Raw genomic sequence first — 20,021 nt, 5'->3', positions numbered from 1 at the left:
AGTGTCGGAAAACGCCCGAATAATACTCCCCGGGAGTATATTTTAAGCCCCTTTGTTTATGCTGAGATAAAGACGAAAAACATAAAAACAGGGGGGAGTATGCTGAAAAACAGCATTCAACAGGCAAACAATAAGGAAACAGACGTAAAAAAAGCAGCCGTAGCTGCTTTTTTTATAGGTAGAACTTTGACGTTCAGCGCTTATTTTTTGATTTGCTTCAGCACTTCACGCAACATCGCCAGCATCTGATCGAGTTCTTCTTTCGTCACGTTCAGCGCAGGCATGAAACGCAGCAGATCAGGGCGCGGTGAATTCAGCAGCAGACCGACCGGCTCCATATTGCGCGCTGTTTCAACGATTTGTGCGCCGATGTTGTCGCCGAGTTTCAGCGCGCGCAGCAAGCCTTCACCACGTTCGCCTTGCAGGCCGAATTCATCCGAGAGCTTCACCAGTTCTGCGCTCAGATACGCCGCTTTTTCTTTGACTTCATCGAGGAAGCCAGGCTTGGTCAACTCCTTCAGTACCGCGATGCCAACGGCGGTCATCAATGGCGCACCGTTGTAGGTACCGCCCTGATCGCCGGGAACAAAACAGGCGACTGCTTCGCGGCACAGCAAGGCGCCGAGCGGCACGCCGCCACCGATGCCTTTCGCCAACGTCATGATGTCAGGTTCGATACCGGACAACTGATAGCCGAACAATTCGCCGGTACGACCCATGCCGGTCTGCACTTCATCAACGATCAGCAAAATGCCGTGTTTTTGCGTCAGAGCGCGTAGTTGCTGCATGAATTCGCGCGTGGCTGGTAAGACGCCGCCTTCGCCTTGTACTGGCTCCAGCATCACCGCAACGGTTTTATCGTTGATCAGTTTTTCAACTGAAGCGATGTCGTTCAGATCCGCTTTCGGGAAGCCGGTGACTTGTGGTGCAAATATTTTGTCCCAGCCCGGTTTGCCGGAGGCCGACATGGTTGCCAGCGTGCGACCGTGGAAGCTGTGATCAAAGGTGATGATTTCAAATGCGCCGTTCTTGTTCAGCTGCCCCCATTTGCGTGCCAGTTTGATCGCGCCTTCATTCGCTTCTGCACCGCTGTTGGTGAAAAACACGCGGTCAAAACAGGATTGCTCTGTCAGACGCGAAGCCAGTTCTATCATCGGCGCGTTGTAAAACGCAGGGGATGGGTTCAGCAGTTTTTTCGACTGTGCGACCAGCGCGTCGTGGATCACGGCAGGGCTGTGGCCGAGGCAATTGACCGCCCAGCCTTGCAGGTAATCGAGATAGCGTTTGCCATTGTTATCCGTCAGCCACATGCCGCTGCCTTCCGTAAAGACGATTTCCGGGCGCGGTGTGATGTACATCAGAGCGTTAACGTTGTACTGGCTGAATTCCATTTCAAGACTCCTAAAGTCGACAAAGCAGGGGTAAAAAAGAGTGGTGGAGATTAATCAGGTGCTGATGATAAAAAAGCCACAGGTGTCGCCTGTGGCTTGATACTTGTGGTGCCGCTCATCTTCCGCGCACGCTCACTCGTACATAGTCCCAGGCTCTGAAAACGAGCTGCGACGTCGTGCGATATTTGGTGAGGACATGTCGGTAAAAATTTTCATAAAGCGGATAGTAGGACTTTTTGCGCACTGCGTCAAAATAAATTTGCGCAGTGCGCTGAAAAAAAAACGATGCCCGGTTCAGGGACGCGGGGACGATGAGTAATTGATTAACAGGTCGCAAGCACGCTGCTTTTTAACGCATCAACATGCCCTGTCCGTTCCTGATTAATTCACCAGATCGGCTTCGGATGTGAACGAATCGGCGTAGAACTCGTCCGCCGGTAACTGGCACTGCGCGACAAAATCGCGTTTGGCAGAATCGACCATCACCGGTGCACCGCAGGCATACACCTGATAGCCGGATAAATCAGCGTGATCGGCCATCACCGCCTGATGAACGAAGCCAGTGCGACCCTGCCACTGATCTTCGGCTTGTGCATCGGAAATCACCGGCACATAACGGAAGCCCGGTAATTGCGCAGCCCACTCCTGGCATAACTTATCCATGTACAGGTCTGCCGGACGACGTCCGCCCCAGTACAGCGCCACAGGGCGCGTGGATTTAGTGTGGATCAATTGTTCGACCAGTGCTTTGATCGGCGCAAAGCCGGTGCCGGAGGCGAGCAGAATAATCGGTTTGTCGCTGTCTTCACGCAGATAAAACGTGCCTTGCGGACCTTCAAAGCGCAGAATGTCACGCTCTTTCAATGTAGAGAAAACCTGTTCGGTAAATAAGCCGCCCGGCATGTGACGGATATGCAGGGTAATGTGTTCAGCATCGTGCGGCGCATTGGCCATACTGTAGCTGCGGCGTTTGCCATCGCGCAGTAAAAATTCTATGTACTGACCAGCGCGGTAATTCAGCTTTTCATTCGCAGGCAGTTGCAGCGCGACCAGCATGACGTCATCGGATAATTTTTCCAGTTTCACAATGCGGGTTGGCATTTTCTTGACCGGATATTCATCGTCGGCGACCAGCTCGCGCGCTTCGATAGTCAGATCGCTTTGTGGCTTGGCGCAGCAGAACAGCGACATACCTTGTGCGGCTTCATCCTCCGTCAGCGCGCGTTGCTGATGATTGCCATGCACGACAGTGCCGTCAGTGACTTTGCCTTTACAAGATCCACAGGCACCATTTTTACAACCGTAAGGCAGAATGACGCCCGCGCGCAAAGCGGCGGATAATACGGTTTCATCTGCATCGCAGCTAAATTGACGACCGCTGGGGGTCACGGTTACTTGAAAAGTCATACAATCCTGAGCATGAAAAAACAGTTAAAAAAAATAGGTAAGCCGCGCTTACTGATCATTGGTTGTGGCGATGTCGGTATGCGTCTGCTGCCATTATTGCGTGCGCATTTCCGCATTTTTGCCGTCACCAGTCAGCCTGCGCGTTGTGCAGAGCTGCGTGCAGCGGGGGCGGTGCCGGTGGTTGCTGATCTGGATCAGCCGCATACGCTGCGACGTCTTTCCGGGTTGGCACAGCGTATCCTGCATCTGGCGCCACCGCGATCTGACGGCGTGATTGATGTCCGCAGCCAGAATTTGAGCGCCATTTTACCCGACAAGAGCCGTCTTGTTTATGTCAGCACGACCGGTGTGTATGGCGATTGCGCTGGCGCAAGGTTTGACGAAACGCACCCGGTCAGACCTCAAAATGCACGTGCCGTAAGGCGCGTAGCGGCAGAACAATGCCTGCGAAGCTGGGCAAAACGCAGTCAGTCCACCTTAGCGATTCTGCGGGTACCGGGCATTTATGCGGCGGATCGTTTGCCGGTGGAACGCTTACAAAAAGGCACACCGGCATTGATCAGCAGTGATGACGTGTACACCAATCATATTCATGGAGACGATCTGGCGCGATTGATACGGCTGGCCTTATTCCGTGGTTCGCCGCAGCGCGTGTATCACGCGGTGGACGACAGCGATATCCGGATGGGTGATTATTTTGATCTGGTGGCTGATGCATTTGCGTTGCCGCACCCGCCGCGTTTGCCTCGTGCTGAATTGCAAAAGCAAGTCTCACCTATGCTGCTGTCATTCATGTCGGAATCCCGTCGCCTCGATAATCAGCGTATCAAACATGAGCTGGGCGCACGCTTGCTATATCCGCAGGTACGCGATGGTGTTTTTGCGGCTGTCAAACTACGAGATTAGTTTTATATCAGCGATGAGGTGACTTTCAGAATTTCATCGGCGGTTGTCAGGCCTTCAACGATTTTGTAAGCACCGGCAATGCGCAGAGGCTTCATCTCATCTTTGATACTTTGCGCACGTAAGGCATGAATATCGGCGTTTTCAGTAATCAGCTTACTGAAAGGTAAGGTCACGGTCAGTAATTCATACAAGCCGGTACGCCCCAGAAAACCGGTCTGGCGGCATTCCGGGCAGCCAACGGGGCGATAGACGGTCTGTGGTTTCGGTATGCCCCAGTCTTCAACCAGCGTTTCCCAGATCGCATCCTGAATCTCACCGTCAGCGACTTTGCAATGCACGCACAAAGTCCGCACCAGACGTTGCGCCAGAATACCGATTATCGTTGCTTCCAGCAGATAATACGGAACGCCGAGTTCCAGCAGGCGCATGATCGCAGATGGGGCATCATTGGTGTGCAGGGTTGACAGCACCAGATGGCCGGTCAGCGCGGCTTGCACCGCCATTTCTGCGGTTTCCAGATCGCGGATCTCACCGACCATGATGATGTCAGGATCTTGCCGCATCAGTGCGCGTATGCCATCGGCGAAGTTCAGATCGATTGATGATTGCACTTGCATCTGATTGAACGATGCTTCCACCATTTCTATCGGGTCTTCGACAGTACAGACATTCACATCCGATGTGGCCAGCGCTTTGAGTGTGGTGTACAGCGTCGTGGTTTTTCCTGAACCGGTTGGCCCGGTAACGAGAATAATGCCATGTGGTTTCTTGGTCAGATTGTCCCAGCGTTTCGCGTCGTTCAGTGGAAAACCTAATTCCGGCAAAGTCTTGACCACGACATCCGGGTCAAAAATACGCATCACCATTTTTTCGCCGAACACGGTAGGCAGCGTCGATAAACGCAGTTCGACTTCCTGACCATCGGCTGTGCGGGTTTTGATACGACCATCCTGCGGACGTCGTTTTTCAATCACGTCGATACGACCCAGCAATTTGATCCGCGCGATCATCGCGATCATCACTGTGGCCGGCACCTGATACACCTGATGCAGCACGCCATCAATACGGAAGCGGATCACCGCCATATCACGCTTGGGTTCGAGATGAATATCCGAGGCGCGCTGATCAAACGCAAATTGCCACAACCAGTCAACGATATTGATGATGTGCTGATCATTCGCATCGACTTGTTTATTTGATTTACCAAGTTCAACCAGTTGCTCAAAGTTTTGTCGCAAACCGAGGTCATTGCTGCTGGATTTGCGCGCATCTTTAATCGATTTCGCCAGCGAAAAAAACTGCACAATGTACTGTGAAATTTCCAGCGGATTTGCGAGCACCAGGCGTATTTCTTTACGCGAAATACGCGCGATTTCATCTTGCCATTCTGTGTTGTACGGGTCCGTGGTCGCCACTACCACCGTATTTGCATTCGATTCGACAGGCAGAATATTAAAGCGCGTTGCATACGTTGATGACATCACATCAGAGACGGTGGTGAAATCAATTTTTAAAGGATCAATCCGGTAAAACGGCAGGTGTACTTTGGCTGCCGCCCATTCGGTCAGCCAATCCAGCGTCAGCTGCGCATGCGGTGCTTTTGCTGAAAGCAACTTGCATTGCGCTGTTGCCGTCAATGGGTGCATGGTGGATGGTCCGTTTTTCAGGATACCTTGCGCCTCATTGTATTTCGCTTTCGCCTCTTCTTTAGGAATCAGGCCATCAGCCATCAGCCAGGTGAAAATTTGTTGCAGATCTAAGCGGCGTGGGGCTTTTGGATTCATTTTCTGTGGCTGATTTGATTGGTTATGGGCAGGTGTCTGGCGCAAAACTATGTTGGATCGCTGGCTGCTTTTAAGCCGTTGACCCAGGATTTTGTCGGCAACTTGGTCGCCGCTTTGATCTCTGTCGCGCGTTCATATAATGCAGCAAAATCAAACTGTTGTTTGTGTTTGAAGGCAACCGCGACGACGTTACCATCATGCACTTCCGGCAGACATAAAACTTCGGCAAAGGCAAAGCGCAGGGCTTTCAGATTGCGTGCATAGCTGGGGTGATCGCCGAATAAATTGACGGTCAGGATGCCGTTGTCTTTGAGGCAGGCGGCGCACGACTGGTAAAACTCTGCGGTGTCTAATACCGGCCCTTTGGCGGTCGCATCGTACAGATCTACTTGCAGCGCATCGATGGTATCGAGGTTATTTTCATCATTCACAAAATCGAGCGCATCCATTTCGATGACATTCAATCTGTCGTCATTCGCAGGCAATTTGAACATGCTCTCGCAAATGGCGATGACAGAAGGGTTCAGCTCAACGGCGGTAACGCGCGCGGTCTCGAACTGACGATAGCAGAATTTTGTCAGCGCACCGGTTCCGAGACCAAGCTGAACGATATGTTGCGGTTCTGAATTAAACAACATCCAGATCATCATCTGTTGCGCGTATTCGAGTTCGATCGCATCCGGTTTGCGCAAGCGCATCGCGCCTTGCACCCATTCAGTACCAAAATGTAAAAAGCGCACACCATCGAGTTCTGAGAGCGTGACTGGCGCGAATTTAGGTTTACGTGGAGATTTTTTTACGGCCGCAGCCTTGGGGCCGGAGCGACGATTGGCTTCGGCTTCTATGGATTTACGTTTGATTAGCATAGCGCTATTTTACCTTTTGCTTTTGTATCTAAAACAGAATTCATGTAAAAGTTTGTCGCGCTATGTGACAGCAACGATAAATAAAATGGGACGGTATCAATTCAGTTGAAATTCAGTTAAGAATCTGTTGCCATTCGTGTGATTTTTCTGCAAACGAGCGCATCGCATTGGCCGGCGAAGAAGAGGGCAGCACCAGCGTCTGATAGCCTTGTGCCTGAAACCAGCTTTGTATTTTTGCCGCTGTTTTACCATTAAAGCAAACCCGTCTGAGTTGCGGATACTCGCGCCGCAACGCGGAAAAATCATTCAATTGCCCGTCGCGTATCGCTGCATCCAAGCTGCCCTGACGTACACATTGACGGAAAATATCCCACAGCCCTATCCCATGTGCCAACAGCATTTCCAGCTTTTGCGGGTAATCACAAGTGACCAGATCCTGTTGCAGCACAACTGACAACAGTCTCCAGAATTGATTAACTCATGGTCAATTTGACGCTAGCTCGCAGCCAATAGCTGCTATTCAATGATAGTCAGACGCTGAGTCATAGCCGCCGAGTTATGCGTCCAAATGGTAATTGGCGAGTATTGTCATTGTAAATAGGAAGTGATTTTTAAAAAATTTTAGTGCAAAATAGAATTTCTTTATTTGCAATAAATTTTCATGATCAACTTACCACGTTTACTGATTGTCGTTTTTCTTGTCTTGCTTGGCGGATGCGGAGGTGGAGGTGGCGGTTCTACAACCGGTACTGCCACGCAACCGCCGGTCACACCGCCCGTGATACCTCCAGTTGAAAGCCGTCTCACCAAAATTATCCTGAAAAGCGATGCAGGTGATGCGATTGGCTTGGGACAAAACTACACATACAGTTTAAGTGATGCAAAGATTTCAGTGAGCAGCGACCATAATCGCTTATTGGTTCAAGTAGAAGGTGATGAGTCCTGGATAGGAGCATTCCAGACTGGTGGCTCGACGCAAAACCAGCTGCAGGCTGGCACGGTAACTAACGTTCAGCAATATGTCGATGGCATGGACTGGGGGGAGAGTGGGATGACTTGGTGGGGGGAAGGGAGACGGTGTTCCAGTTCCCATGGCTGGTTCAGTATTGACCATGTGAAATATATCGGCACACAACTCGGAGAGGTCAAGATTCGCTTTGAGCGTCAGTGTGATGGTGCAGCCGCAGCTATGCATGGTGAAATTACATACTATGCTGACGATACCACCAAACCGCCGCCACCCGTTGCTCCTGTGCCAGCTTCGCTGTGGCGTCCTCCGGGTGATGTAGCTAACAGTGTCGGCAACTATGCGTATTTTGAAAGCGATGATGGTGATTATGTTGGCTTAGGCAAGACATGGCGTTACGATCAGCGAAGCTCCAAGATCGATATTGTCGGGGATAACGTTAACTTGAATATTACCGTTAATGGAAGCGACCTTTGGTCTGCTGAACTACGGGGGATGTACGGTTTTAAGATTTTCCAACCAGGTTACTATCCGGGTATACATGGTTCGCGTTTCCACAATCCGGTTAAAGGGGGCATGAGTTTGACTGGCGCGGGGCGAGGTTGCAGTAAATCTACAGGTTGGGTGGTGATCGACTCGGTAACAAGTGACGCGACAACCTTGCGAGTGACCGCCATCGATCTGCGTTTCGAGCAGCATTGCGAGGGCCGAGCTGCCGCCCTGCGTGGAGTGATTCACTGGAAAGCACCATCGCCACTTCCGCCTGTTGCAGTCAATACAGAAGTCGGTTCTTGGTATGCACCGGCGACAGCGTTGCCTGTCGGCGGAAATTATCTGTATATGCAAAGCGATGTGGGTGAGCCGCTGGCCAAAGGTCTGATCGATCTGCAAACCAACTCGACCGCCACGTTCAGTGTCGACGTGCAGGATAACCGTCTGGCCATTAACGTGCATGGCGCTCACCACTGGAACGTGAGCCTGGCACCTAAGCCAGGACAAAGTCAGTTTACTGTCGGAGACTATGGTAATTTGACCCGCGGTGCGTTCACTGTTTCGCTTGACGGCTACGGGGAATTTTCACCGCAGGGTTGGGTTGTCATCGACAGTATCAACTACTCATCAGGAAAGATTGTGGCGCTGGATTTACGCTTTGAAGAACTTGGCAATAACCGGGCTGGTAATGCTAGCGGCCTGCTGCATGGGCAGTTGCATTGGCGAGCCGGTCAGTCTGACAACTTTACCGGACCATCGATGTCTGTACCATCGCTGTTTTGGCATCCTGAGGCAGGCAATACACCTTCGTCGGGAAACTATATTTATTTGGAAAGCGACCGTAGCGACTATCTTGGTGACGAGTCTTCCAGCCAGTCTTCCCACCTTTACACGCCGTTAAACAGCTTAATCACAGTCAGCGGTACCGGCAATTCTGTCTCAGTGGAAGTGAAAGGCGACAAGATTTGGGGCGGTAGCTTTGCAGCAATGAGTAATGCAACTCAGATTTTGACCGGTTATTATGCGGGACTCAACAATTCTGCGGCTTACAATCCTTCACGTGGCAAGTTCAATTGGAGCGGTAATGCGCGTGGCTGCAATGAAGCCACTTCCGGGGTGGTTGTCGATAAGGTGACTTATTCTGGGAACCAATTGATCGAATTGCTCATGCGTTTTGAGCAGCACTGCGACAACGATCCTGGCCCAACCCGTGGCGAAATCCGCTGGATGGCGGCGGACATGCGGCAACCGTCTGGGCCAGCACCGATTCCTGCGGATTTATGGCGGGCACCAGCAGGGTCTTTGCCTACAAGTGGTAATTATTTATATGTGCAATCCGACCAAGGGGATCGCATTGGTCAAGGTAGGTCTGTACTAATGACTAATAAGGACACCCAGTTTTTTGCCAGCTTGACTGCGCTGTACAACAACGATGCGTATTTTGGGTTATCGATGGAGTCCTCCAAAACCGGATTAAGAATTTGGAGCGGTGCATTCCAGACCATGATAGGAATGAAGAAGTTCCAGACGGGTTTCTATGACTATGTAATGCGTATTCCGTTCCAGAATCGGGCATTCGGTGGATTGAGTTGGTCTGCGAATGGCGTAGGTTGCAATAACTCAATCGGCTGGTTTGCAGTGGATAAGGCGGTTTATGTCGGCGAGACGTTGACCCATTTTCATGCCCGATTTGAGCAGCACTGTGAATATCTCACGCCTTCGTTGCGAGGTGAACTGAATTGGGAAGGGCCAGCGCTGACCACAGCTTTAAGGAAGCAGAGTTCAAATGATGAGGCTTCAGCCCGGAAAATGCGTACGTTGATTGACCGTAAGTGAATCTTACATTGAAGTGCTTCTGCTTGAAAAACACTTCAATGCAAACAGACAAATTGACACAACCTTTTCCAGGATTGCAGCTTTTGCTCAAATGCAAGCGTATAGGCGGGGCTTGACGATGGCAGTAGGACTATCTGGTAGCGACTGGCGATTGTCCCGAGTTGTTTCAAGCCGTGTTTTGCTGCGGTACCGCCGTTGAAGGCAATCGTTTTCAAATGTGGCAGGGATTCGATCATCCCTGCAATGTCGTTATCCACGTGATTTTTAATTTGGCTGTCAAGGCTTCCTGTGCGATTTGCGTTTGCGACGACATCCCACAAACCAATGCCACGTGCGAGCAGGGTCTGCAGGCGAGCTTCATAGGGCAGGCTACGCAAATCAATATGGATCACCGTTCCGAGCAGTTCCCAGAATTTGTTGTGGCGAAACGCATAATATTGTTGTGCGTCCAGCGAGGCTTGTCCGGGGAAACTGCCCAGAATCAGGGTGTGGGTTGCCTTATCAATGACAGGGGGAAATCCAGATAAAATTATTTGACTCATTTGTTGGTTTGTTCGTTTTTGCAGTAACAAGCGTTGAAATGCGTGCTTTTGCTGCTTATTTTTAGTGATCTTCGCTTTGATTGCGCGCTAGCCAGCAAACATTATGATGCATGGCTATACTATTGTGTATGCCGCTCGGTGCCTCGACTCAAACGCTTCGATAGAAACTTTTCATCTGCTGCGCAGTCTGAGCATGACTGAGTGTGATCATAGGTTGTACTGATGTTTTGATGAATAAGGAGATCGCAATGAAAAAAGTATTAATACTGACTGCTGTGGCGCTGCTGAGTGCTTGTGCGCAACCGAATAACTCCGGCAGCGTCTATCGCGCCAGCCAGACTCAGAATGAGCAAAGTGTACGCATGGGCTATGTGGAATCAGTACGCGAAGTAACCATCGATAAAGGGCAAACCGGTGTCGGTACTGCAGCGGGCGCGGCGCTGGGCGGTATTGCCGCCGGTTCCAGCATCGGTGGCGGTAACGGCTCGATAGCTGCGGGTATCGTCGGCGCAGTGGCCGGTGGTCTGATCGGCCAGAAAATCGAGCAGAACAATAGCCAAAAGCGCGGCCTCGAAATTACAGTCAGGCTTGACAGTGGTGAGTTCAGAGCGATTACGCAAGACGCCGATGAATTGTTCCGCGTAGGTGAAAGAGTGCGTCTGTTGTCGAATGGACGTACAACGCGCGTGACGCATTAATCCGGCGGTTCAGCTGAGCCGTCGAAACCAGCCGATACAACAGCTAACAACGCAGCTAAAAAAGTAGCGAACAAAACAGCCAGCAAAAAAATCAGATTCGCTGGCTGTTTTGCATTCGCAGCGCAAAGGCACACGCTTAACTTTTGATTGCCGCTGTTGCGGCGAAATGGGAAAAGTGTATATTTTGTACATAGCGGCGCATTTCACCGACGGACGCTGAATAAAGCGAAGATGACGATTTGCTGCTTGATTGGATTCAGGAGAAAAGAGATGAAAAAGATTGGTCTGGCTCTGCTTACAGCGAGCGCACTTACATCCCCTGTGTATGCGGGCGAAGTCAGTATCACCTGGCAAACACCGGAAAAATATACGGATATACGCCCATCCAGCGAAACCCTCGAGGCATTTCAGGAGCGCGTAATGAAAGAGCTGGGCGAGGTTTTTATCGATCTGGCTAAAAAATTACCGGACGACGTGAAGTGGGAGATTACTGTTACCGATGTTGATCTGGCGGGCGATGTTCGTCCTATGATGCGTGGCACGGCGAACGACATTCGCGTTATCAAAGAAATTTACTGGCCGCGCATGTCACTCACTTATCGCATGACCGATGGTAAGGGAGTCACGATAGCCGAAGGCAAGGACGATATTAAAGACATGAATTTTATGATGGGTATGCATATTCCTTCCGGCCATACCAGCTTTGAATATGAAGAAAAAATGCTGCAGGACTGGTTCAGAAAACAGCAGCGCGATAAGAAATTTCCGACGAAGTGACCATTGATTTTTTCCTGCAAAAAGGGAAGTGTTTCACTGAAAACACTTTCCTTTTTTCATACATGAATTACTTTTTCAATGCCAAAAAGCAATAGACCATTTGTTATTGAAATAGTGTGATTTTGGTTTTGCTACAGGAAATCCATTGGTTTTATTGTTTCTCTTCCGGAATATAAACGATAGAACCGTCTTTCATGCGGTAGGCCGTGCCTGCTTTTGCCCCTTCTCCCTGACCAATAGCGCCGCTGGATTTATAGTGTTCTATTGTTTTGCCTTTTTTAATCATCATTTCCATGTTCGGCTTTCCCGGATCCGTGATGATAGTGACATCCTGTTTGCTGAATGCGTTTAACAGCGGATTCTGTGCGACTGTAATGAGTAGTGCAGCAATAATGACCAGAAATATATCGATAATATTGACTACAGAGAGAATAGGATCATCGCTCTCAGGTTCATGTAATAGCTTCAGGCTCATGCTGTTTTCTCTTTTTGAATTTCCACGAGTTCTTCTGCCAGCCAGCGACGTTGAACGTTGGCGATCCAATAGGTGATACTGGCGGCGATCAGTGCGATGATCACGACGGAAAAGGCGACCGTAAGATTGCCCGATACTTTCGCGAGATTACCATCTGTTAATGATTTCAGTGCAGGTCCCATAGGAATCATTGTGCCTATTAGTCCCAGCATAGGCGCAATGCGACTGGCGATGCGTGCAGGTTCCAGTAATTTGTGTGCGAGCAAATCAAGCTCATCGGATGAGGCTTCGGCGTTTCTGCGAACATGCTGCAGCAAAGGAAATCCTGCCAGATGTTGCGAGCGCCGACGCCGTTGCAGCGCTTGCAGTATGAATGAGCCTAATGCATAAAATGAATACGCAAACATTGCGGCGACCAGTACGAGTACCGGGAACAAGAACAATTGTCCGATCTGATACATCAGTAGTTCAAGGGTGGATGTTTGCATTATTGGTTTTCCTTTTTTGGTGATGGTATGGATGAGGATGTCTTTGGTGTGCTTGTTGCCGCTGCTCCGGAGACAACGCCGCCTATCGGCGTGGCGCAGGGATCTTCGCGTTTTGTGCGCGGCGTAAACCACAGCAGATCAAAGCCTGTTAACTTGTAGTCCTGAGGCGAATATTTACCGTCAAGGACTTCGACATAGGCGACGGTAAGGGCACTGGCATTGTTTTTCAGGTAGCGGGGAACCGCGAAATCACGTTGCACATGTCCTGAGCCAGCGATCAGTACGACAGGGCCTGTACTTGCCTCAACAGCGGCTGCCATACGCGCATCACGGGCCCGTTGCGCGGTGACAATTGCGGAAAGTTGCGCCGGTGCCGGGCGTTGACCGCAGTGCCCTTGTACGATTTCATTTTCTAACGCCGCGATCTGGGCTGCATCTGCTATCGGTAATTCTGGCTTCACCGCACCCGTAGCGATGGCGCGCGCATCTTTGCGCGACAAATTTGCGGCGATAAGCAACCAGTCATGTGTTGCTGCGAAGGTGATCAGATTTTTGTATATCGGCCATTGCCATCCTTGTCGATTGAGCATGCCTGCATCAGCCAGTTGTTCTGCATCTTTTATGCCGGCGTTAACGGCTGCGTTAAGCGCTGGCTGATGCTCGGAATCGAATTGCTCCATCGCCAGCGTCAGAGGTGTTTTACCCTGGTGGCGTTGCTGAAGTGCTTGCAGCGTCTGTAGCTGCAACTGATGGTGAAACGTACTGTCATGTTTTTCACCCAGAAGCACATAGCGGCTGGATGCTGCCGCATTGTAAGCGGCGTCTTCGCTGACAAAGCTATTTGAACGTGTATCCCAGATACGTCCCTCCAGCGGATGCGTTGTTTGAGCCACTGCGGCGAGGCTCAGCGTACTCAGCAGCGTAGCTGCTACGCAGGAGACCCAATGATATCGGTTTGTGTATTTTTTCATGATAATGTTGACTTTCTCCACTGGCGCCATGCGCCGATCAAAGGAAATAAAATGAGAAGAGCGATGGCCGCAATCATTAACTGTCCCAGCGTTTCAACGACTTTTTGTGAAACGGATTCCAGTTTCATTCCGCTGACTGTTTGCGTTGTTGCTGCAGGTTTTGTCTCTGTATCTGGTTTGGGTTTTTGGGTGGTTTGCGTGGCAGGCGGTGTCTTGGCTGCATTCGCTGCCGCTGTTTCCTGAAGATGAGTTTTTGCTGATGCGGGAGCATCAAGCCCAAGACCGCTGAGTCCGGTATAGGCTGCCAGTTTTGCATTGTCAGTTTTAACGTCGTAGGCCTGAGCCAGCTCGCGATAGCGTTGCTTTAACTCACTGACTGTCGCGACATCTGCCTGCCAGTAACCGCTGCGTGCCGCTTCCAGCATACGTGCTATCGTCTGTGCGAGTGCATGCGGGTTCTCACGTTCGAACCAGTCTTTTAAGCCAAGCTGATGCTTGTCACGCACATAGACATCGACAAATTCCTGCCACTGATCATCCCGCACGATTTCCCGCGCAACTGAAGTCCATCCCGCAAAGTTATTCATACTGTCGAGTACCTGCAAGGTGCCCGCATACCCCTCAGACATCAGTCCTTTGATATATCCGGGATGGAAGTTACGCGTTGCCAGTTCTTTCGCGAGAAACTGCGCGGCACCTTCGATTTTGCCGCCGCCAGATTCGCGCAGGTTGGAAATGTACAGTTCAGGTGCGCGTCCATCCAGATGACGCACAGCAAGCGCAATACCGCCAAGATATTGAAACGGATCATCTGTCGTGAGCATGCCATACAGATTGGATGTTCTTGAGAGAATCGCGCCTTCTGTGCCTTTTAAGTGCGTGGCGTAAAGATTACCGGGCTTTCCATTGCTTAATTCCGTTGCGCTTTTCCCCCAGTCAGCTTCATCAGGGCCATAGGCATATTGCATACGTCCTAAATAAAGCTGCGCCAGTTTTTTATCCCCTTCAGCTTTGCCTTCCCAGGTATCGGTTGCCAGCGCTGCATCGTCAAGACCTGTACCGTACTTGCCGGACTCAGAAGAAAAAATACGGGTTTTGCTGGCCTTGTCTGCCGCGGTCGTTGCCCATCCTTGTCTGACTAATTGCTCGTTGATATTGCGGGCATTGATTGCCACCGGATTATCTGCCTCATTAGCTTCTGCAGCGAGTTTTGCAGCCTTGGCGAGAATTTTCATCACGTTAGGAAAATGATCGCGATACAGACCTGTCGCTGATAGTACGACATCGACTCTGGGACGTTTTAATTCTGCACGTGACACCAGTTTTACGTCAACAACACGACCACCCTGATCCCATACCGGCTCTACTCCAAGTCCCCATAATGCCTGTGCTTCGAGCATGCCCTGATGGCGCATCGTTTCGACAGACCATAATGAAAAAGTCAGTTTTTTCGGAGCGTGTCCCGATTGCCGGATATGCGTCGCAATTAAGTTCTCCATTGTTTCTTTACCGGCTTCCCACGCTGCTTTCGTGGGGATGCGGGATGGATCAAACGGGTACAGATTACGTCCGGTGGGTAAGGATTCTGGATTTTTGATCGGGTCTCCGCCATACGATGTCGGAATGTAGCGGCCATCAAGCGCCGCGAGTAATCCGGCGGTTTCACTGGTTGCCGCAAGATCGTTGTACCACTGCCGTCCTTTTTCTATCGCTTCTCGTAATGTCGGTGTGAGCTTGTCGTCCGGTTTGCCGTCGATAATATGTTGCTTCAGTAACTGATAGGCAGATGAGCTGCTGAGTTTCCGGTAGTCGTTGACTAATGCTTCGTCAATATCGTCGCCCGGAGCGGCAGCTGCTTCCCAAAAAGATTTTCCCAGCATCAGCATGACTGTGCCGAGTCGCCATTCTTCTGCTGCGCCTTTGCCAAATGTATGTAATCCCATCGGTTGTGCGGTACGGGCCAGTTCGTGTAAATGGTCATGTAAAACATTGATGAACCCTGCGAAATTGTTGCTGATCTGCTGCGCATCCCAATTCATATCTTTGTCGAGGCGTTCTTTGTTAACCAGAGAAATCAGTTCAGCCTGTTGTTTTTGTTTGACCATGCCTTCATCTTGCGCGAGCCACGCATGCAGTAAATCATGAATATGTGTCAGCGTTTCGTGCAGACCAGCAGGTGCGAATGGTGGCGTCTGATGTGAGATAGTCACGGCTCTTCCGCGGCGCTTTGTTTGCAGTGCTTCCCCGATGTTATCGACGATGTAGGGGTAAATTACCGGTACATCACCGATTGCCAGCTGAGGGTAGTCATACACAGAGAGACCGCGCTCTTTTCCTGGCAGCCATTCTTGCGTGCCGTGCGTTCCGTAGTGAATTAAGGCATGCGCACCAAATTGCTGACGCGTCCAAAGATAATTTGCCAGATAAAATGGCGGTGGTGCTGCAACATTGGAGTGATATAGCAGTTTCTCTTTATCACTTCCACGTTCACTGCGTGGTGCTTGCGGCATCAGGATGACATTACCGATTTGCAGACGCGGTATGGCAAAGTATTTCCGACCCTGACGTTCCACGACCATCGTCGATTTTTCCGGATCACCCCAGTCTTTCAAAATCTCTGCTCTGACTTCTGCTGGCAGAGTATTGATCCATTCCCGATAATTTGCGACCGGCATCAGATCGGCAAGACCGTCATCAATCAAGGCGTTCAGTACACGATTATCTGCAGGCGGGCGATAGAACGGCGCCAGCAAACGTTGTAATTGTCGTGTCAGCTCTTTCTCACCTGGGGTATCTGTTTTATAGCCTGCGAGTTTAAGTCCTGCCAGCGTCGCATCGAGACTCTTAGGTAAGTTCAGATAAGATGCCGACAGATTTTTTTCGCCAGGCGGGTAATTCCAAAAGAAGATCGCAATTTTTTTATCGACGTGCCGCATGTTTTTCAGCTTGGCGAGATTAATCGCCTTAGCCACGACAGCGGACGTTTGTTCTGCGATAGGAACAATCTGATCATTTGTTTTATCGGTTGCGGCAGCGATCTGTATATCGCTGACGCCCGCATACTCTGCCTGCGCCATGTAGAAGGGAACATCCATCAGAGCGATACCATGCGGATCTTTTTTCCAATCGGCGATATCTCCTTTTCGGTAAGGCATTGCTTGTATGACGGGAATTCCCAGTGTTTCAAATTCTTGTTTTCGTCCTTCCGGATTGAGCATGATCTGTGTATTGATCAGAACATCTGCAATAGGCTTACCGCCGGGAGCAATCATGCTGCCGATGGCATCTGCATCCATCACCGGACTGTAAAACGCAATGGGTATAGCACCTGCCGCTTCAATGCGGTAGATCATATCGTTGACGAAGGCGGTTTGTTCCGCAACAACATATTGCTGATGCATGGCAATCGCGATCACCGGGCGATGTTGCGTGAGATCGACTTGCTTCCACTTCAGGTAGGTCGCGGCATTGGCAAACACCAGTCCCGGCGCGCGGGGATGGTAGATGGCTGACTTTGGAAACAGAATCGGTTCTGCGATCTGTTTCCATGAACGTCCTGCAAGGTATGCCGAGAGTGTTTCAAAAAAATGCTGGTAATTGGGCGTGCTGCCGTTGACGTAGTATGTGTTCAGACGTTTAGCCAGCGGCTCAGGTAAATTTTTCCAGACTGGCTCGGTGGTGTGCAGCCAGAGCGACGGTTTTTTTAAGCCGAATAAGGCATGGTGCAGTTGCGCCTGAATAGCTTCACGGATGTGATCACGCGGGGCGTCAAACATAACGATGTCGTAGCCGTTGAATATACTCGCATCCGTGCTGGCAGGAAGTTTCTCACTGTAGCGGGTATCGATCTTGACGCCATGCGCACTGGCTAATTCTGCGAGCATGCGGAATTTTCCCGGCGGAACCGGGCTGCTGGTGATAATCAGTACATTGGCTGCCTGCGCTGTTGTGCAGAGCGGGCAGGCTAAAGAAATCAATATAACAAGTAAGCCATACAAGCGCTGTACCCACGATGTTTTGCGTTGATATAAATTGGGTTTAAAAAAACGTTGAAAAAAGCTGGGTGTGGCAGATGTCATGGCGAACTTGTCAGAATGCATTAGTGAAAATCAGAACTGGTATCGGTAGCTGACGCTGAAATTACGTCCAGCCTGACTATATGCATCCAGCGAGGCGCTGTTAGCGCTGACACCGCGAACGTCTGCCCACAGGAAATATTTCTGGTTCAGAAGATTAAACACACCCGCGTTGATACTCGAATTTTTATCGATGTTGTACCAGACCATTAAATCCAGAACCTGATAACTGCCCGGGGAAAAGGACGATGCGCCATACGGATTCCGTTTTTTGCGTTCGGCAGCACTCAGATTTGCCTGGGCACCGTAACGCTCTTCGTTGTAACGCAAGGACAGTACAAGCTTATCGGGATCAATGGTTTCCAGCGGCGTGCTTTTACCGTCGGAATTCTGATCGCCGCGTGCATGTGCGTAGCTCGCGCTCAGCATCCAGTTTTGCGAGAAGTTCCATTCGCCGCGGGCTTCGAAGCCGTTGATTTTTACATCAGATAAATTCACAGACTGAAATACTGTTGGGCTCGCTAATGTACCTGCACCGCCGACTTGCACATTACTGGCAATGAAGTTTTTGTATTTGCCATGAAATATGCTGGCGCTGTAACTGAACTCTTGCGTACGTCCACGCAGTCCAAACTCCAGCGAGTCGCTGATTTCTGGTTTCAGGTCGGCGTTACCGATGGCTGTGTACGGTGGGTTTGCTGTGAGATTGGTGACACCGCCATTGACCTGGCTAGGTGTCGGAGCACGAAACCCATGCGCATACTGCGCAAAGGCGTTCAGTACCGGTGAAAATTTCCAGATAACCCCCAATTTTGGGGATAGCTCATTGCCTGAGAGTGTGGCAGGGGCAATTGTATTGTTGACCGCATACAAAGCATCAGGCTTTGGGGTCAATTTAAAACTGTCGTAACGCAAACCCGGGATGATCGCCAGATTGTCTATGCTGATTTCATCCTGAATAAACGCCCCCAGCAAACGATAGTCCGTATCCGGAAAGCTCTTATTGACTTTGAATCCTGCCGAACCGGTGAGCGAGACACCGTCGCGCATGTTATTCCCTTCTTTCAGCGACTCGACTTTTGTCAGCGACGCATCAACTCCATAGATCAGACGATGTGCGACAACGTCGCCGAAATTGCTTTCCAGTTGCAGATTACCACCCGCGACTTTCTCTCCGTACTCGGTATCACGAGTCCTGCTGTTCCACCCGCTAGTACTGTTTCTCGCTTCATAACCCCATTGATGATTTTTGGAATGCTGACCATAAATACTTGCAGTGGCGCTCTGGAACCATTTGTTATCGGCATTGGTGTAGTCGTAATCGAATTTAAGCAACTGACGTGTGATATTTTCGCGGGTTTTCACATCATTCAATCCCGCTGCTGCAAAGGAGTCGCCAAAAAAGCTCAATGGTGTGGTGGAGTTTTCTCTGTCCAGATTTTCAGCTGTTAACTTAAAACGATTATTGCGATCTTTTTTAATCACCATTTTTGCCAGCACATAATCAGAACTGGTTTCCGCTGGGTTAGCAGTCGTGCGACTGATATTCGTACTATCGTTTGAACCACCGGTTTTTGTTTCATGCCCACGTCGCAAACTCGCCAACACCATTGCCTCGACAGTGTCACCACGAATGGCAAAACTGGGAACCAGAGACCAACTGCGATCGACGGAGTTGTACCCGCTCTTGAATGCAAACTGAGTAGGCTTTCCCAGTGTCAGTAAATCTGCCGGATCCTTCGTCAGAAAACTGACAGCTCCGGCAAGCCCGTCGCTGCCAAACTGAGTGGAAGACGGGCCGCGCAGGATTTCAACCCGTTTATATGCTTCAACGTCAATATAGTCGCCACGACCGGCAGCGTAGGGACCCGATGAGTAAGTGGATGGTAAGCGGACACCATCGACTTGCAGTCGCACCTGGTCGCCTTCCAGACCACGGATATTGACACCTTCATTCCCGGCCCTGCCTGTGGCACTGAAGACGCCGGATGCGCGATTTGGTAATACCCGGACGGATACTCCGTTTTCATAGCGCATCATATCCTGCAGATTGACAGGCATTTCGCGCTCCACCTGTTTTTGTGTAACGCTGCTGATGGTGGCGGCGACATCATCTGCACTTTGCTCAATACGCGTGGCCGAAACAACGATTTCTTTTAACTGAGTTTCTGCTGTTTGCGCATGTAATACAGGCGAGAAAAATAATGGAAAGGGAAGGGCGGCAATCGCGGCGCAGAGCGGGCGAAGGCGTGGTTTTTTATGCACGGTGTATCTCCTGGCAGTGATGGTAAAAAAAAGCTGACCGGCTGCCTGAGATGAAAAACGTGGGATACGCCGGAATATTT

At 50.5% G+C, this 20,021-nt stretch carries 14 protein-coding genes and 1 pseudogene; 4 read left to right on the top strand and 11 right to left on the bottom strand.

The window, feature by feature from the left end:
* Positions 1-200: 200 nt before the first annotated feature.
* Positions 201-1,391, bottom strand: coding sequence for an acetylornithine transaminase (locus KDM87_RS16755; protein WP_212680275.1), 1,191 nt, complete (start codon positions 1,389-1,391; stop codon positions 201-203).
* Positions 1,392-1,772: 381 nt separating this feature from the next.
* On the bottom strand, positions 1,773-2,798 hold the full coding sequence (locus tag KDM87_RS16750) for a CDP-6-deoxy-delta-3,4-glucoseen reductase (RefSeq protein ID WP_212680274.1): 1,026 nt from the start codon (positions 2,796-2,798) through the stop codon (positions 1,773-1,775).
* A 12-nt stretch (positions 2,799-2,810) separates the two neighbouring features.
* Between KDM87_RS16750 and KDM87_RS16745 the strand changes: the two genes are divergently transcribed.
* Positions 2,811-3,704, top strand: coding sequence for an SDR family oxidoreductase (locus KDM87_RS16745; RefSeq protein WP_212680273.1), 894 nt, complete (start codon positions 2,811-2,813; stop codon positions 3,702-3,704).
* A gap of 2 nt (positions 3,705-3,706) precedes the next feature.
* Here the strand turns inward: KDM87_RS16745 and tfpB are convergent, their stop codons facing one another.
* From tfpB to KDM87_RS16730, 3 genes and pseudogenes are all read right to left on the bottom strand, one after another.
* Positions 3,707-5,488 (bottom strand): type IV pilus assembly ATPase TfpB, encoded by a 1,782-nt coding sequence (tfpB, locus tag KDM87_RS16740; protein WP_212680272.1) that lies wholly within the window; start codon positions 5,486-5,488, stop codon positions 3,707-3,709.
* 47 nt (positions 5,489-5,535) lie between these two features.
* Complete coding sequence (locus tag KDM87_RS16735; RefSeq protein WP_212680271.1) at positions 5,536-6,354, bottom strand: spermine/spermidine synthase domain-containing protein; 819 nt, start codon at positions 6,352-6,354, stop codon at positions 5,536-5,538.
* 112 nt (positions 6,355-6,466) lie between these two features.
* Positions 6,467-6,817: pseudogene (locus KDM87_RS16730) on the bottom strand (DNA-deoxyinosine glycosylase); the annotation flags it as partial.
* Between the two features lie 198 nt (positions 6,818-7,015).
* Between KDM87_RS16730 and KDM87_RS16725 the strand changes: the two are divergent.
* On the top strand, positions 7,016-9,649 hold the full coding sequence (locus tag KDM87_RS16725) for a hypothetical protein (RefSeq protein WP_212680269.1): 2,634 nt from the start codon (positions 7,016-7,018) through the stop codon (positions 9,647-9,649).
* 35 nt (positions 9,650-9,684) lie between these two features.
* Here KDM87_RS16725 and KDM87_RS16720 read toward each other — a convergent pair whose 3' ends face one another.
* Positions 9,685-10,191 (bottom strand): DNA-deoxyinosine glycosylase, encoded by a 507-nt coding sequence (locus KDM87_RS16720; protein ID WP_212680268.1) that lies wholly within the window; start codon positions 10,189-10,191, stop codon positions 9,685-9,687.
* Between the two features lie 248 nt (positions 10,192-10,439).
* Between KDM87_RS16720 and KDM87_RS16715 the strand changes: the two genes are divergently transcribed.
* Together KDM87_RS16715 and KDM87_RS16710 are read left to right on the top strand one after the other, a co-directional pair.
* The gene (locus tag KDM87_RS16715) at positions 10,440-10,889 is read left to right on the top strand and encodes an outer membrane lipoprotein (protein WP_212680267.1); all 450 of its coding nucleotides are present in this window, start codon (positions 10,440-10,442) and stop codon (positions 10,887-10,889) included.
* 270 nt (positions 10,890-11,159) lie between these two features.
* Entirely contained in the window at positions 11,160-11,666 is a 507-nt protein-coding gene (locus KDM87_RS16710) for a DUF3016 domain-containing protein (protein WP_212680266.1), read from the top strand.
* A 151-nt stretch (positions 11,667-11,817) separates the two neighbouring features.
* On the opposite strand, the gene KDM87_RS16705 is transcribed toward KDM87_RS16710, so the two are convergent.
* From KDM87_RS16705 to KDM87_RS16685, 5 genes are read right to left on the bottom strand one after another with little or no spacing between them, the layout of a single operon-like run.
* Positions 11,818-12,135 (bottom strand): DUF2149 domain-containing protein, encoded by a 318-nt coding sequence (locus KDM87_RS16705; RefSeq protein ID WP_212680336.1) that lies wholly within the window; start codon positions 12,133-12,135, stop codon positions 11,818-11,820.
* Positions 12,136-12,137: 2 nt separating this feature from the next.
* Positions 12,138-12,629: a MotA/TolQ/ExbB proton channel family protein gene (locus KDM87_RS16700; RefSeq protein ID WP_230407843.1), complete on the bottom strand. Its 492-nt coding sequence runs from the start codon at positions 12,627-12,629 to the stop codon at positions 12,138-12,140.
* The gene (locus KDM87_RS16695) at positions 12,629-13,600 is read right to left on the bottom strand and encodes a ChaN family lipoprotein (RefSeq protein WP_212680265.1); all 972 of its coding nucleotides are present in this window, start codon (positions 13,598-13,600) and stop codon (positions 12,629-12,631) included. Before KDM87_RS16695 ends, KDM87_RS16700 begins: the two co-directional genes overlap by 1 nt.
* Positions 13,597-17,679, bottom strand: coding sequence for a cobaltochelatase subunit CobN (gene cobN / locus KDM87_RS16690; protein WP_212680264.1), 4,083 nt, complete (start codon positions 17,677-17,679; stop codon positions 13,597-13,599). Before cobN ends, KDM87_RS16695 begins: the two co-directional genes overlap by 4 nt.
* A gap of 30 nt (positions 17,680-17,709) precedes the next feature.
* On the bottom strand, positions 17,710-19,941 hold the full coding sequence (locus KDM87_RS16685; protein WP_212680263.1) for a TonB-dependent hemoglobin/transferrin/lactoferrin family receptor: 2,232 nt from the start codon (positions 19,939-19,941) through the stop codon (positions 17,710-17,712).
* Positions 19,942-20,021 lie beyond the last annotated feature (80 nt).

The organism is Cognatundibacterium rivi (assembly GCF_018139565.1).
Classification (GTDB): domain Bacteria; phylum Pseudomonadota; class Gammaproteobacteria; order Burkholderiales; family Burkholderiaceae_D; genus Undibacterium; species Undibacterium rivi.
This window is presented reverse-complemented; position numbering and strand designations above follow the sequence as displayed.

What these genes read in the sequence shown, in the direction of transcription:
- KDM87_RS16755 (WP_212680275.1), bottom strand. Translation starts at nt 1,391, where the DNA reads ATGGAATTCAGCCAGTACAACGTTAACGCTCTGATGTACATCACACCG.
- KDM87_RS16750 (WP_212680274.1), bottom strand. Translation starts at nt 2,798, where the DNA reads ATGACTTTTCAAGTAACCGTGACCCCCAGCGGTCGTCAATTTAGCTGC.
- KDM87_RS16745 (WP_212680273.1), top strand. Translation starts at nt 2,811, where the DNA reads ATGAAAAAACAGTTAAAAAAAATAGGTAAGCCGCGCTTACTGATCATT.
- tfpB (WP_212680272.1), bottom strand. Translation starts at nt 5,488, where the DNA reads ATGAATCCAAAAGCCCCACGCCGCTTAGATCTGCAACAAATTTTCACC.
- KDM87_RS16735 (WP_212680271.1), bottom strand. Translation starts at nt 6,354, where the DNA reads ATGCTAATCAAACGTAAATCCATAGAAGCCGAAGCCAATCGTCGCTCC.
- KDM87_RS16725 (WP_212680269.1), top strand. Translation starts at nt 7,016, where the DNA reads ATGATCAACTTACCACGTTTACTGATTGTCGTTTTTCTTGTCTTGCTT.
- KDM87_RS16720 (WP_212680268.1), bottom strand. Translation starts at nt 10,191, where the DNA reads ATGAGTCAAATAATTTTATCTGGATTTCCCCCTGTCATTGATAAGGCA.
- KDM87_RS16715 (WP_212680267.1), top strand. Translation starts at nt 10,440, where the DNA reads ATGAAAAAAGTATTAATACTGACTGCTGTGGCGCTGCTGAGTGCTTGT.
- KDM87_RS16710 (WP_212680266.1), top strand. Translation starts at nt 11,160, where the DNA reads ATGAAAAAGATTGGTCTGGCTCTGCTTACAGCGAGCGCACTTACATCC.
- KDM87_RS16700 (WP_230407843.1), bottom strand. Translation starts at nt 12,629, where the DNA reads ATGCAAACATCCACCCTTGAACTACTGATGTATCAGATCGGACAATTG.
- KDM87_RS16695 (WP_212680265.1), bottom strand. Translation starts at nt 13,600, where the DNA reads ATGAAAAAATACACAAACCGATATCATTGGGTCTCCTGCGTAGCAGCT.
- cobN (WP_212680264.1), bottom strand. Translation starts at nt 17,679, where the DNA reads ATGACATCTGCCACACCCAGCTTTTTTCAACGTTTTTTTAAACCCAAT.